Origin of the sequence: Marinobacter sp., from assembly GCF_040882185.1 — a bacterium.
In the GTDB taxonomy this organism is placed as follows: domain Bacteria; phylum Pseudomonadota; class Gammaproteobacteria; order Pseudomonadales; family Oleiphilaceae; genus Marinobacter.
Window position 1 is genome coordinate 9820 of the sequence record NZ_JBBEBW010000035.1, and the last position, 14304, is coordinate 24123.

Genomic DNA, 14304 nt, shown 5'->3' on the forward strand with positions numbered 1-14304 from the left:
ATTGTATTCACACTGATATTCCTGTGTGACGTCATATTTTAAAGTGCGCATAATGTATATTATGTTAAACGTAGTCCAGTATATATGATAGTTATGGTTGGTTGAGGAACCCCGGAAATTCAGGCCAAATGCCAGACCCTTAAACGGAGTACAGACCGGCCAGCCTTGGCCATGGAGTACGCGGAGTGTACTGATCGTAGTCAGCATCCTGGTAGTCCAGGAAGGGTTTGGGAATGAACAGGCCCGCGGCGTTGACCAGCAAGTCTATATTTTGCCGCCAAGTGGTTACTGCCACGCATTGAGCTGTTCCAGATTGCATATTCATGCCCATTTGAGCCCATCCTGGCATGAACAGTAACATTACGAGGCCATCTGTCGCTGATCCCCATCGATGAAGGCAGGCTCCAACGCCACGTGCAACACAGTGCCCTGCTTGTGATTGGACATGAAACGTATTTTCCCTCCCTGCACTTCAGTCATCAACTTCGCGGAATAGGTACCTAAGCCCGTTCCCTGCGCTTTATTAGCGGTTGTGTACTTGTCGAAGAAAGTGTCTCGCAGGCTGTCCGGGATTGTTCCTTTATTATGGATCAAAAGATTAATTTTGGCTTTTCTGTTCACCATAATATATACCTTATCGCCCGGTGGAGAGGCTTCGACGGCATTCTTAAGTAAATTGCGTAACAAGGAAAGGCAAAGGCTTTCTTCCCCGAGGCAAACACAGTTCGAGGCTGGCCGCAGTAATAAGCGGACCTGCTTTTGGTCAGCCTCACTCTGTAGCTCCCGGACGACCTGCTGTGCTAATTTTACCAAATTCACAGGGGTTGGCTTGAACCCGTAGACACCTGTCTCCATTTTGTAGAGGTCGAGGGTTCGGTTTACCATATTGATGGCATCAAACCCTGCGTCTCGCATGGTTTCCAATGCGCCCGCGACATGCTTGGTCCATGGCCCATTTTGCAGCAGCGCGTCGGCGGTAGAGATAATGGCAGACAACGGACTTTTAATGTCGTGCCGCGTCATCCGTTCCACATCTTCTCGCAGGCGAGCGTTCTCCAGCAGAGTATCAATATGGTTGCGAAGGTCTTCTTTTGCGTGGCGGATTTGAATGTGCGTCGCGACGCGAGCCTGCAGTACCATCGGATCAGCCGGTTTGGTGATGTAGTCCACGCAACCCGCTTTGAATCCGCGAGTGATTTCCTTTGATGTTGCTTGTGCAGTGAGAAATATAACCGGTATAGCGGCGATAGAAGGGTCATTTTTTAGCTGGCGACAGACGTCATACCCAGTTGTATCGGGCAGCGTCACCTCCATGAGGATGAGGTCTGGCGCCAGAGCGTGAACCATATCCAAAGCTTGTTTACCACTGGCTGCCGACCGGATCTCATGGAAGCGCTGTAAGAAAGGTGCGACCGCCTGGTCTTCCGACAGATCGCCAACCAGTAGTACAGTGGCATTTCCAAAATCGTGCCCAAACGCTTCGTCAGGTGTTTCATTACTTTCCTCCGCCGTGTTGGTGGCGTCGACTGGACTGGCGGGTTTCGTCTGATTGGTAACTTTGTTGACCCGATACTGAAGGTCTGAATAGGTGAAGGGCTTAATAAGAAATTGAGTGACGCCTTCCTGGATGGCCGCACTAACCAAAGTCCTGTCACTTTCGGCCGTCACCATCATAAAAGGAATACTGCGCCAGACAGGGGTTTGGCGTACTGTTTTCAGCAATTCCATGCCGTTCATTTTCGGCATATTGCTGTCAGAAATGATCAAATCAACTCGATTATTCGCCAACAGAGTTAATGCCTGTTCACCGTTCTCGGCCAGCAAAACGTTGTTCAGCCCCATTAAGCGGAGGCTGTCTTTCACCATTTTCCGCATTGCGGCCATGTCCTCTACGACTAGAATGGACATAGACTGGGGAGGAAAAACCATACAGGCCTCTTGGTGGTTTGAGAAAGACTGGGTGTCGAAGAAATGCGTTACTGTACATGGAGCATAAGGCAACTCCCGCAGCGCCGAGGTTCAGGACCCCCCTACCCGGCCACAACTTATCATTTGATCTTAGCCACAGCCATTTAAGAACTCAAATTTCTGAGGCTGTTTTTACCCACGCTTTGATAGAGTCCTGGCTGTAATTAATTGACCGCTACAATTGGAGGCGCAAAGCCCGGTAGATGAATAACCAGCGACGAAGGTTCTCGTCACGTAGGCATCCACGGAGAAACAGTTAGCCCGGTTACACCGTGAATCGACTTACCGTTTTGTGAAGCTCTCCTCCAAGTTTTGCAAGTTCGTTGCTTGCAATCGCAATTTGTTCCGTAGCAGTGGCGGATTGCTCAGTAACTTCCCGAATGGTTGTAACACCCACGTTAATCGATTCTGCAACAGAAGACTGCTCCTCCACAGCTGCGGCAATCTGCAAGTTCATTGACTGAATATTAGACACCGCCTCCGCGATTGTTTTAAGAGCTTCACCGGCGTTCCTCACGACAACGACGGTTGCATCGGCACTATCACTGTTCCGGTCCATACTCTGTGCAGCATCGGCGGAAGATTGCTGAAGCTTGCTAATTAATGCCTCAATCTGTTCTACGGAGCTTTGAGTGCGTTGCGCTAAACCTCGAACTTCATCGGCGACAACGGCAAACCCTTTACCGTGCTCCCCTGCCCGGGCGGCCTCAATAGCCGCATTGAGAGCCAACAGATTCGTTTGTTCTGCAATGCCATCAATCACATCGAGTATCTTGCCAATGTCACTGACGTCTCCCTGAAGTTTCTGGATGCGCTTTTTGCTATCTTCAATATCATCAGAAAGCGCATCAACTTGTGTGACAGACTGCTTGACAAGGTTGAACCCTTCCTTGGCGTGTTCATCCGCAAGCTCCGCTGACTGAGCTGCAGAGCTTGCGTTCTGTGAGACTTCATGGACCGTGGCCGTCATTTCGTTCATGGCCGTTGCCGCCTGATCTGTTTCCTCTCTCTGTTGTCGAGCCCCGGCACTGGTCTGCTCCGTAACGGCTGATAACTCTTCCGATGAGCTAGCCAACTGAGACACGCCGTCGTGAAGCTCTTTAATCAGAGACCTCAAGTTGACGGTCATTGTCTGAATAACTGCAATTAGGCGACCAAGCTCGTCCTTTCGGATGGATTCAATGTTGCCTGTCAGGTCGCCATTGGCGACCTTTTCGGCCTGCTCAACAATGATTTCAAGTGGTTTGGTGATCAAACCGGTAATGATCAGTGCAATGCCCAGTCCGACTACGATGGCAATGGCGACTGCGGTGCCAAGATACCACTGCGTCTCATTTCCCACGTCGGTCATGAGGCTTCGTTGGTCGATAAACGCTTCCTCGATAAGAGCGCCCGCGTTTCGGGCTTCTTCGACCATCGATCCGCTGAGCTGCTCCAGTCTTTCACGGCTCTCTACCATTTTACCGAATTGCGCTCTGTAGTTATCAATTGCTTCAACCAACTTGGTAGTCAGCGCCTGATTGCCGATGTTGTAGGAAGCATTATCCAGACGGGTTCCCCTCTCCATAACTGAACTCAATTCCTGTTTGAGATCAGTAACATAATCATCAGAGGCCCTCGATATAAAGTGTTTCTCCGCAATCCTGGCTGACAAAAAATGACGTATGGCAGCGTTGACTTCCCGAATGCCGGAGGATGCCCCAGACACTGATGCATTGCCATCAACCTGTTCCTGTATCTGCTCCAGCAAGGAGAGCGTGGTCCGGCCACTTTCCTCCATGCCTGCTTTGAGCTCGGTAGTGACCTCCACTTGGGCAATTGAGTCTAAGAGTAACGCTTTGTATGACTGAAGGGAGGCCTGGATTTTGCGGAGCGTCTCAGCTTGTCTGAGTGATATAGCCTCCTCTCCGAAAATGCCTGACGAGACCAACAAATATGTGCCTCCACAATCTGTAACAGGGCGACACACTTTTTCAACAGACTCAGGGGCTTGGCAGCAGTATTCTGCAATTGTGGATTCAAGCAGTATCCGCCCATGGAGTCTGTGCTCGACCGATAGAATTATCAATAACTTCAATCGCTTCTTTGCCTTGTTGGAAGTCCTCCAGGAGAAAAAAGTTTTTTTCACTCAATCGTGCTGACAAAAAATTGTCTGTGATTCGGGAGACGCCAGTCAGGCGGTCAGAACCGGCGATGAGCTTTTGGGATTCAGCGACCGCTATCAGGGCCATTAGGGTCAGCAAAACCAACAGAAGTCCAAAGCCGGAAAACAATTTCAATCTTACTGAAAGATTGGCAAACGCCCCCAGTGGCTTCACGCTCATATCGTTTTCTCCGGCAGATTATGCGAGGTAGGATTTACCAAAGTAGTTGCAAGTGCTAATATATGCAAATGAAGTATACACATATTTACATGAAATTAGCCCTGATGGTCGCTTTTGTGACTATCCCCATGATTGAATGGCTCCTGCGAACCGCAGCCGAGGCATCGACAATGAGGCGTCGCATCGTGAGCGGTAGATTTTACTAGAACGCTGGCTAGCCGAATCCCAAAGTGCCGAGGGAGAAGAGAGAAAGGTTGCCGTTAATTACCTTACTAGCTACTCGGTGCGCGACTTCCGAATTTGTCTAATATCACCAATTAAGGTTCGCCTTCTTTATCTTTTGAATTAGTGATGGGTACGGTTTATGAATGGAACGATCGATAATCGCCTCGCCAGCGGCATCTCTGGCCTGGACAATATTCTGGATGGTGGTTTTTTACCGCACCGCAGTTATATCGTCCGGGGCGGGCCGGGGTCCGGTAAAACCACCCTTGGGTTGCATTTCCTGACCGCAGTACCTGACACCCGAAGTCTGTTTGTCAGTATGGGAGAAGACGATCAGCAACTGCGAGCTGATGCCGATCGCCAGGGTTTCAATCTCGACAACGTTTCCATTGTCGACCTATCCCCCGCTTCCACAACTCCAGAAGACGCCGATCCCTACAGCATTATGGCACCGGAGGACGCCGAGGACCCGGGATTGCCCACACGGATCTGTGAGGCATTTGAACGCATCGGCCCAAAAAGGGTTTTTATCGATTCACTGACGTATCTGAAGTATTTTTCACCAGATGCCTACCAATACCGGAAACAAGTCATTTCCCTGTTGAGGTTCTTGACCAGCCGCGGTGCTACCGTGATGTGCACGGCGGAACAGGGCAATGCCAGCCGAGGCACCGGGGAACTCGGATTTCTGGCCGATGGCATTGTCACATTGAGTCAGGATGATGCCCGCCGATTCCTCGAGGTCACGAAATTCCGGGGTTCCGGTTTCTCGTCGGGTAAACACAGCATCAAGCTGGGTGAAACCGGTATGCGTTGCTTTCCGCGACTGGAGCCAGGTGCCCATGGCGTCGATTTTAATCAGGCCGACATGCCTTCCGGTATAGCGAACCTGGATAAACAGCTAAAGGGCGGGCTATCCCGGGGGACGGTAACGATCATCACCGGCCCCACCGGGGTGGGCAAAACCTCTCTTGGCATCCAGTTTATGAAAACAGCCTGTGAACAGGGTCAGCGCACCGTCGTGTACACCTTCGAAGAGATGACCAGCACGCTGACGTCACGTATCGAGGGCATCAATATACCGTTGACCGAATTGATTGTTTCGGGTGCGTTTGCCATTGAGGCCGTGGAACCACTGCATTATTCGGCCGACGAGTTCGCTGCCAGAGTACGGCAGGAAGTGGAGGAGCGCGGCACCCGTATCATCGTGATCGACAGCCTTGCAGGCTACAAGCTGTCCATAGGCGGAGACAATATTACCCGGCGACTGCATGCCCTGTGCCGTTACCTGGTCAATATGGGAGTCACCGTGATACTTCTCAACGAAGTCGAAGCCATAACCGGTGGCAATGTGCGAACCACAGAACACGGTGTGAGCTATCTTGCGGATACGGTGATTCTGCTTCGTTACATGGAGATGGAGGGAGAGATCCGAAAGACTGTTGGTGTTCTGAAAAAACGCACCGGAGACTTTGAAAAAAGCCTGCGGGAATTCGATATCACTTCGGATGGCATTAAGGTGGGCAAAGAACTCAAAGGACTCAAAGGCATCCTGCGCGGTGAGCCCGAGCATGTCGTACCCAATGAGGGTGCCAGTGAATAAACAAGCCACTACGTTGCCTGATCCCTCAGCAATGGCCACCGTAGACGCGGAGGAGCCTGTTATAGCCGTCATGCTGAGCCGCGCAGCTGATCGCCGGGTACTCACCCAGTTACTCCGGCACCCCTGTATTGAACCTGACACCACTACCATTGCGGAAGCCGGATTCGATTTGGGCATTGTTGACGTACAGACGCTTCTGCGCCTTGAGCCAGAAATTCGGGCGCTTCGGGCGGGGTCGGCGCCAGCATTAATGCCAATTTTACTGGCAGCTTCAGAACCGGAACTGAAAAAAGCCAACAGTTTGCTTGGTCACCTCGCAGAAGACGTTATCCGGACACCTATCCGCCGAATTGAACTGATCGCCAGGGTCAACAATTTGCTTCGTTTGCGACAACTCTCTTGCACCCAGAAGCAGGAGACCGAAAACACCCAGTCTAAACTGCAGGGCGCGACCCGGGCGCTGCATGCGTTCAGTTCCAGTAATGAACGGGTTATTCATGCCCGTAATGAACATCAAATGTTGAGATCTATTTGCGAGAGTTTGGCCCAAGACGCCGGCTATGCTCTTGCCTGGGTTGGGAAGGCGGGGGGACAGGAGGGCAACCGTACTATTGCTCTGGCAGTTGCGGGCCCCGCAAGTGAGTGTATTCACCGTATTGGCAGCAACCCGGACAGTGACCTGCTGAGTCAGGGCCCTGTTAAGCAGACTTTGAGCAGCGGGACTCGGCACCAGGTATCAGGAATCGCCGACCGGTCCGAATTGTCGGCCTGGAGGCAGTCCGCAAAGGCGCATCAACTGCATTCGGTCATCGTCTTTCCCCTCACCATTCGCGGCAATATGCCCGAGGCTTGCCTGGCCATTTACTCTACCGATACCAGCGGTTTCGCCAGAGCCGAAATTGAATTGCTTCAGCGCATGGTCGACAACATCATCCACGGCATTCGTTCCCTGCGGGAAAAGTATCTTCGCCGCCGAAGTGAAAAGAAAGCCCATGAGATGGCCTACAGGGACAGTCTGACAGGTCTGGCTAACCGTACCGCCGCCATCGAAGCCCTCGACAGGCACCTAAGGCAAGTCGGACCTTTCCCCCCGGCCGCCGGGTTACTGTACCTTGACCTCGATGGCTTCAAATTGATCAACGACGCCCTCGGCCACCATGCCGGAGACTCAGTACTGATCGAGGTGGCGGACCGCCTCCGTTCTGTCGTGCGGGATTCCGATCTGGTCGCCAGGCAAGGTGGTGACGAGTTTATAATCCTTGCCCCGCACGAGATCGGGAATAGCTTGTCCACGATCGAGTCTGGTGAGCTCAAGGCAGCGATGGCCCGGGTCGCGGAGCGTATTCTTCAGGTTTTGAAGAAACCATTTGATCTCCAGGGTCGTGAATATCATCTCGGCGCCAGTATAGGTATCAGCCTGTGCCCGGGGCATGCTTGCGACGCGTCGACCCTGATGATGCGAGCAGACAGCGCCATGTACCAGGCCAAGAGCCTCGGTGGTAGTCGCTACCGGTTCTTTTCCTCAGAGTTGTCCCAACGTCAGCAACACCGCCTGGAAATGGAGAATCGGCTTTATAAAGCCGTCGAGGAGAATCAGTTCAAGCTGGTCTTCCAACCTTTGATTGACCTGGCGACAACCAGCGTTGTGGGCGTGGAAGCCCTGATACGCTGGCCTCAGCCCGATGGTAGCAGCATATCGCCGGGGCAGTTCATCCCCATTGCGGAAGAAACCGGCCTCATTATCCAAATGGGCGACTGGGTTATGACAGAGAGCCTCGAGGCAATTCACCGGTGGCGAATGCAGGGCTTCACACATCTCCAGATGTCGGTCAATCTGTCAATCAGCCAGCTATGGCAACCTCGCCTGGTTGCCGGCATTGTCGAACAGTTGGACTCACTCGGAATCCCGCCAAAGGCTCTCAAAATAGAATTGACCGAGGGCGCCATCATGACAGACGTCTTTCGTATGGAAGGCATTATTCAGGAGTTCAGAGAGGCAGGCATTCCGGTTGCCATCAATGATTTCGGGACCGGCTATTCCTCCCTCGCCCGACTCAGATCACTGCCCATTACCACACTGAAAATCGACCGGAGCTTTCTTCGCGATACCCCCGACGATCAGACAGCAGTCATGATGGTGAATACCATAACTCAAATGGCTGAGAGCCTGGGCATCGAAGCGCTGGCGGAAGGCATCGAAACAGAAGCTCAGTGGCGCATGCTTCAGGCCATGGGCTGCCGCTATGGCCAGGGTTTCTATTTCGCCCGACCGATGGCGGAAGCCAAGCTTCTGAGGATGTTGGGCGCGGGGAGCTAATGCGACGCTTGTGTACTAAATCCTGGGCCTTCATTTGCTCGAGCTAGGCGGGATCTTACATGACTCATCTATTCCAAAAAGCGAAAATTATCCTAACAACATATTTTGTAACATTTTTTTACAGCGTGGTGGTTCTTTTTTGAACTACGCTGATAGTGGTTAATCGTGTTCAAGGCAGTCCAATGAATAGACAGAGTAGCAGTTACTTTCCGACCTTCGAAAATATATGGCATTCGCAGAAATGGCCAAAAATATCAGGGTCTGCGAGGATAATTTGCAGGCTGCTTATTGTCAGCGCCTTATTGGCTGCGGGCACATGGTTGGTGTATTCCACCGGGGGCACAGGATACGCCTATCCCTATGTAATCCTGGTACCGGTACTTCTATCAGCAGTATGGTTTGGCTCATCCGGAGCAGTCCTCAGCTCAGTAATGGGAGGGCTTCTTCTTGGCCCATTAATGCCTCTGGACGTCTCAACCAGCACTTACCAATCAACCGAAAACTGGTTGGCACGAACCGCTTTCTTCCTGCTTATCGGAGTCTTTTCAACGGGGCTTTTCCAAAGCCTTCGGTTGGCCAATAAACGCCATATGCAGGCGCTTGAAATCGACCAGAAAACCGGTCTTCGTACCCAGGCTGCCCTCAGCCGGGACCTCGAAAGGCTGCTTCGCCGGGTGAGGCCGGGCAATACTCCCTCATCCGCGATACTTCTGCTGCGTATGCAAGACTTGTGGGAAATTCTACAGTCAATGGGCGCCGAAACGGCTGAACAGGTGGTCAAAAACCTGGCTAACCGAATCAGCCAAAATATTAAAATCTCCCATCAGGTCTACCGGTTCAGTAAATCGGAGCTTGCCATTTTATTCTACGTCGCATCTCAGGAGGATGTAGATTCCCAGAAAGAAGTGAGCTCCGTTTTTGAGATTGCTCAGAGAATTGGTGAAGAAGAAACGACCGTAAACGGCATCCCACTACGCGTTCAGATTGTTGCCGGAAGTTACCTCATTCGAGAGAATGATCAGAATAAGGAAATTGTTCTCAATCGCGCGAGAACCGGTTTGTCCGTAGCGATCGAGAATAATGTTCCCTATCGACGTTACGATCCGATGTTCGACCAGAAAACGGCAGAGCGCGTTCAACTTATAGCGCGGGTCCGCGATGGCTTGGAAAATCAGGAATTTCAGTTATTTTACCAACCCAAGATATGTCTGAAGACTGGCCAGCACGTTGGCTCAGAAGCTTTGCTGCGCTGGTTTAACCATGAAAAAAAGATGGTTATGCCCGGGCTGTTTATGCCAAAAGTTGAAAGTACAACATTGATAGACCCGGTCACGCGATTCGTGATCGCCAGAGCCTGCGATAACATCAGATCACAGAACCTTATGCCGGTTAGCGTGAATTTCGCGATCAACAATTTGATGAACCTGTCTTTGATCGACGATCTGGGAAGGATGGTATCTTCTTATGGTGCAAACCCGGAATCTTTGGAAATTGAAATTACGGAAGGCGCATTGATCCGGGATCCAACGCAAGCAAAGGCGGCCGTTCGGCGCCTACGCGATCAAGGGTTCAAAGTCAGTCTGGATGATTTCGGCACAGGGTATTCTTCGTTTCAATATTTGACGAACCTGCCACTGTCGGGATTGAAGATCGACCGGGCATTTGTCATCGACCTGGAAACAAGCGCTGATGCCCGCACAATTATGGAGTCCATGATTTCCATGGCCAAGGCATTGAAACTCGAAGTGACCGTTGAGGGTATTGAAACGGAGGAACAAAGAAAGATTGTCACCGAGCTGGGCGCGGATGTGGCTCAGGGCTTCCACTACTCAAGGCCTCTTGCTTTGCATGAGTATCAAAAATGGGTAAAGGACCGCAGTCAGCGCTTATAATTATTACGGGACATATCTTCAAACTCGAGTCTTCTCAGAAACAAAGCAGTACAGGCCCTGGCTAGGCTCACTATTGGCTAAGTTGTGCTTATGATTCATCACAATGGCGCAAACGGCGAACATGAACCAATTTCGTGAATGAAGGGAGCCGGGCTGAACTTTCTATCGTCCGTTTATTCAAAGCCCTCGGCCCAACTCCCGTGGCCTAGCCCGGTAGCGCGCATAACGTCTGCTTCCGGAACAGCCGCTATGTCTCCCACCTCCCTAGAATCATAATGAAAAACACTTAAGCGCGAGGCAAATTCCGCGAACACCAGTGAGGCTTCACCATGGAATTCACCCCTGCCATGGGTGGAGCAATTAATACCCTGGCCCCAGTCCTGGCCACTGTCATTATTGGGGTTAAAGAAGTAGACGCGCATCTCTCCATCGCGGTCCAGACCAACCCTTGTAAGAGTGATGGCGTGTCGCCCAACCAGACGCCCACCACTGTCAGTAACGACAATACCGGCGGGCTGCGGGTGAATTACCGGAAGATTGCCATTGTAATATGGATGATAGCAGGCGAAAAAATGGCGAATGAAGCCATCGTAATCGTCGATCTTACCTGTCTCGGGGTTAGTCAGGCTGAGAAACCCGTGCCCTACCCACCAGCCATACATTTCCGGGTTGATCCATCGGTGTAGATCGTCGTCCCGCTCGCCGCAAAGGCGTCCCATTTCCCCATAGATACGGTCAAGGTGGGGTACCAGAACCAGCGAAACCGGGTCGACATCGGTTGGAGGTTCTTTCGCAAGACCAGGTTCGAGATGTTGCGAATTAATATGTTGGCCTTCGAAGCGCATGATGACATCGTCATCACGTGCGGCCCATGCCACCAGTTGCAGCAGATAGTCAGCGTCGTTGAACGACCACATTGAAAGACCAATGACAGACTGGCAGGTAGGATTATTACCCTGCCCCACGCCTAAAGGCTGCCCTAGAAGGCTCAGCACCCCGGCGAGCAAATACACTCGTGGCGGATGCGCATCCCCAAAAACAGCACTCAGTTTTGCGGCTGCGTCCGGGCACAATTTCAGTTCGAGCTGCCGCCATAAACCTGAAGCTACTGGCGGCGTGAAAAGAGAACCGCGCTCAAGAAACATGGCCAGCCCATACACAACCTGACTCGTCTCGGTATAAACTGCCTGATCAATAAGTTCGAGCACAAGCTGCCGGTAACACTGGAGAACATCATTTCCAGTAATGCTCAGGCCCAGCGCCATCGGGATAAGGTCGTCCCGAAGACCCCGCAAGTGTCTCAGCAGCATTGGATGGTAGGGCGACACCATACCAGTCGCATGCATCGCGCGGGCAAAGTCTTCCGCTTCCTGTGCCAACGCCGGTTCATCCATGGTTACCAGGCGTTCACCGTATATCGCCAAACCCGGGTCATCCCGGCAACCTTCGGTTGGACCAAACAAAGCACTGACAAGCCGAGCGGCTTTGTCCATGCCAGTGGTTTCAATGGTTGGATCGAACAGACACTTGGCTATCTGGCTGACCATCCGTTTGATGCTGTCAGTCTGGATTGGCCGTTGGGCCAGCAATCGCCTCACCTCATCCACCAGGCTTTCGAGAATGCTCTCATAACCCAGCCTTTCGAGGAGATATTGGTACAGCGAATTGACGATGTCGCCGAGACCTTGCGGCCGCTCCCGGTCTGCCTCGCTCATCTGCCCGGATAGCAGGTCCAGATTCAGTGCCGTTACCTGAGTCAGAAAATTTCTGGCCTGCTCCGACGAAATACCTCGATGGCGATAATCACCCATAGCCACCGCCAGTAGGCGAATCTCGCTCAGTGCTTCAATAGCGGTATAGTCGGGCGCGCCCTGACGTAAGGTTCGCACGGCTAACGCGGGTTGAAGGATGGCAGGCTTGCCCCAGTCTCCGTTGGTAAACACACCGTTGGATTCGATAGCCGGTACACGGGCATACAATGCGTCCAGACCGCCGGGTTCAGCCATGACAATAAGCGCTGTTTCAAGCACTTCGGTATTGGGTGCCTTGGGGTCACTCTGGCGTGCAAGCGCAAGCTTTTCCAGAGCTTCGTCAAGTTTTGTAATCGAAGCATTGTTGTCTGCACTCGGTATGGCCATGATATTTTCCTTGCTAACTTTTTACGCCATTCGGGATCGCCCAAAGATGCCCTTAAGGCGTTCCGGAAGCAAATCATTCCGGGGCTTTTGTTTCTATTTGTAACCATACCGACTATATTGAAGTTGATTATTGGGATCTACTGACCCGCTTTATCCGCCCGGTGAGTACCTCAAGGACTTTAGTGTCTCGCCTCTATCTGGGTCACTCAATCCCCTGTATACGACACTGCCAAATGGCTCAGTTCACCTAGTGCGCTCCAATGTGGGCGCAGTTTGTCTGGGTTAACCAGCAAGGAGAACACCGAATGTCGACAGCATCAGATACAAATCTACCCAAAGAAGTAGCAGCATGGCTCGATCCAACCATGGACTCGGTTCGCGGTACTGAAACTCCCAAGGATCCGAACAAAGGCTACATCGCCCTGCTTGGGTGGAGCGTCAACGCCATCAAGGCCGCGCAGAAGTTCGACCGGCGCTACATCGTCGTGGCTCCTGAATGGGCGACGGATTTTTGCACCGCCAACAAGATACCTTTCATCCCCTGGGATTTTATTCGTCTAAATGATCGGTCCCTGGAGATTGCAGAAAGACTTAAAGCAGAAGGCGTTGATGTCGCTATTCCTCTATTCGAAGAAACCGTCGAGTGGTCGGGAGCAATCAACTCCGTACTGATGGACAGCCCGCGCATGTATGGGCAATCCATTCTGTTCCGGGACAAAGCGTTAATGAAACGCCGCGCTCAGCTTGGTGGCATTCGTGTCGGTATCTTCGAGGAAGCTCACGAGAAAGATGACATCGTCCGCTTCATGAAGCGTGTCAACCAGACGCTGCTCAAGCTTGACGGTGACCCGGATGACCCGATTCACGTCAAGGCCTTCGACAAAGCCGGTTGCCTTGGCCATCGGATGATCCGGAAAATAGAAGAGATCGACAGCATACCGGCCGAAGAATATCCCCTGCTGATGGAAAGCCACCTCGACGGCTGGGAGTTTGCGGTTGAAGCCTGGATCCACGATGGCAAGATCAAGTTCCTCAATATTTCCGAATACGTGACCCTGGGCTACTCGGTCTTCGTACCGGCAACCGAGCAGCTTGAGAGCTGGCGTAACGCCATCACCAAGCAGATTGAGTTGCTGATCAAAACGTTCGAGATAAAATTCGGATTGATTCATCCCGAGTACTTTGTCACCGCAGACGGCGAGATGTACTTTGGCGAGGTTGCGTACCGTCCGCCCGGCTTCAAGGCTTTCGAATTGATCGAGAAAGCTTACGGGTTCAACGCTTATCAGGCTTCAATGCTGGTGTTCGATCCCAAGAGCACCAAGGAAGAGGTCGATGCCTTCTTCCCACGCGAAGTGGAAGATGCCAAGGGCTATGCGGGTTGTTTTGGTGTATATCCAAGACGGCGCGTGGTCAGCAAACTGGAAATGCCGCCAGAGTGTGTTGATCACCCTTACTTCGAGTCTCACGAACTGGTTGCGCCTGCAGAAGAAACGGTGCCTGACCGCTCGGCCTTCGGCACCCATTGGGGCCTGGTTTTCTTCTTTGGCGACGACCCCATCAAGATGCGGGATCTGCTGAAGGCCCAGGAGGAACTGGACTTCTACGTTTAAAGCCCTGCTGGCTCTCTTTCAACCTATTAAAGCGTCGAAAATCAGCAAGGCGTGATGACGAAAGCCTGATGATTGGTGGTACGGACCTTCGTGCCATCAACCACCAGCGTATCAAGGGAGCCCTGGCTCGGGTGCTCTCTGCGCTTCTTCATCACCGAGGTAAAATGTTCTTGGACACGCTCCCGCGACAACATGACTGCTACAAATCATTACAACTGACAATT

Annotated in this window: 9 protein-coding genes; 4 read left to right on the plus strand and 5 right to left on the minus strand. The window is 52.1% G+C overall.

All coding sequences use genetic code 11. The annotated features are described in order from the left end of the window. Positions 1-139: 139 nt before the first annotated feature. The 4 genes from WEB64_RS16560 to WEB64_RS16575 form a co-directional block, all read right to left on the minus strand. Entirely contained in the window at positions 140-295 is a 156-nt protein-coding gene (locus tag WEB64_RS16560; RefSeq protein WP_368065690.1) for a hypothetical protein, read from the minus strand. Between the two features lie 65 nt (positions 296-360). Beyond that, positions 361-1929, minus strand: coding sequence for a response regulator (locus tag WEB64_RS16565; protein WP_368065691.1), 1569 nt, complete (start codon positions 1927-1929; stop codon positions 361-363). Positions 1930-2233: 304 nt separating this feature from the next. Then, positions 2234-3901 carry a methyl-accepting chemotaxis protein gene (locus WEB64_RS16570; RefSeq protein ID WP_368065692.1) on the minus strand — a complete coding sequence of 556 codons (1668 nt, stop codon included), beginning with the start codon at positions 3899-3901 and terminating at the stop codon, positions 2234-2236. Between the two features lie 85 nt (positions 3902-3986). Continuing rightward, complete coding sequence (locus WEB64_RS16575) at positions 3987-4292, minus strand: hypothetical protein (protein ID WP_368065693.1); 306 nt, start codon at positions 4290-4292, stop codon at positions 3987-3989. Positions 4293-4656: 364 nt separating this feature from the next. Here WEB64_RS16575 and WEB64_RS16580 point away from each other — a divergent pair, with 364 nt between their 5' ends. The 3 genes from WEB64_RS16580 (at position 4657) to WEB64_RS16590 (ending at position 10329) form a co-directional block, all read left to right on the plus strand. Then, on the plus strand, positions 4657-6120 hold the full coding sequence (locus WEB64_RS16580) for an ATPase domain-containing protein (RefSeq protein WP_368065694.1): 1464 nt from the start codon (positions 4657-4659) through the stop codon (positions 6118-6120). Next, the gene (locus WEB64_RS16585; RefSeq protein WP_368065695.1) at positions 6113-8437 is read left to right on the plus strand and encodes an EAL domain-containing protein; all 2325 of its coding nucleotides are present in this window, start codon (positions 6113-6115) and stop codon (positions 8435-8437) included. The genes WEB64_RS16580 and WEB64_RS16585 overlap by 8 nt, the downstream gene beginning before the upstream one ends. 155 nt (positions 8438-8592) lie before the next feature. Further along, positions 8593-10329 (plus strand): putative bifunctional diguanylate cyclase/phosphodiesterase, encoded by a 1737-nt coding sequence (locus WEB64_RS16590; RefSeq protein ID WP_368065696.1) that lies wholly within the window; start codon positions 8593-8595, stop codon positions 10327-10329. A gap of 173 nt (positions 10330-10502) precedes the next feature. Here WEB64_RS16590 and WEB64_RS16595 read toward each other — a convergent pair whose 3' ends face one another. Next, positions 10503-12467, minus strand: a complete 1965-nt coding sequence (locus WEB64_RS16595; RefSeq protein WP_368065697.1) for a hypothetical protein — start codon at positions 12465-12467, stop codon at positions 10503-10505. A 365-nt stretch (positions 12468-12832) separates the two neighbouring features. Between WEB64_RS16595 and WEB64_RS16600 the strand changes: the two genes are divergently transcribed. Further along, positions 12833-14080, plus strand: a complete 1248-nt coding sequence (locus WEB64_RS16600; RefSeq protein ID WP_368065726.1) for an acetyl-CoA carboxylase biotin carboxylase subunit family protein — start codon at positions 12833-12835, stop codon at positions 14078-14080. The last annotated feature ends 224 nt before the right edge of the window (positions 14081-14304 follow it).

What these genes read in the sequence shown, in the direction of transcription:
- WEB64_RS16565 (WP_368065691.1), bottom strand. Translation starts at nt 1,929, where the DNA reads ATGGTTTTTCCTCCCCAGTCTATGTCCATTCTAGTCGTAGAGGACATG.
- WEB64_RS16575 (WP_368065693.1), bottom strand. Translation starts at nt 4,292, where the DNA reads ATGAGCGTGAAGCCACTGGGGGCGTTTGCCAATCTTTCAGTAAGATTG.
- WEB64_RS16580 (WP_368065694.1), top strand. Translation starts at nt 4,657, where the DNA reads ATGAATGGAACGATCGATAATCGCCTCGCCAGCGGCATCTCTGGCCTG.
- WEB64_RS16595 (WP_368065697.1), bottom strand. Translation starts at nt 12,467, where the DNA reads ATGGCCATACCGAGTGCAGACAACAATGCTTCGATTACAAAACTTGAC.
- WEB64_RS16600 (WP_368065726.1), top strand. Translation starts at nt 12,833, where the DNA reads ATGGACTCGGTTCGCGGTACTGAAACTCCCAAGGATCCGAACAAAGGC.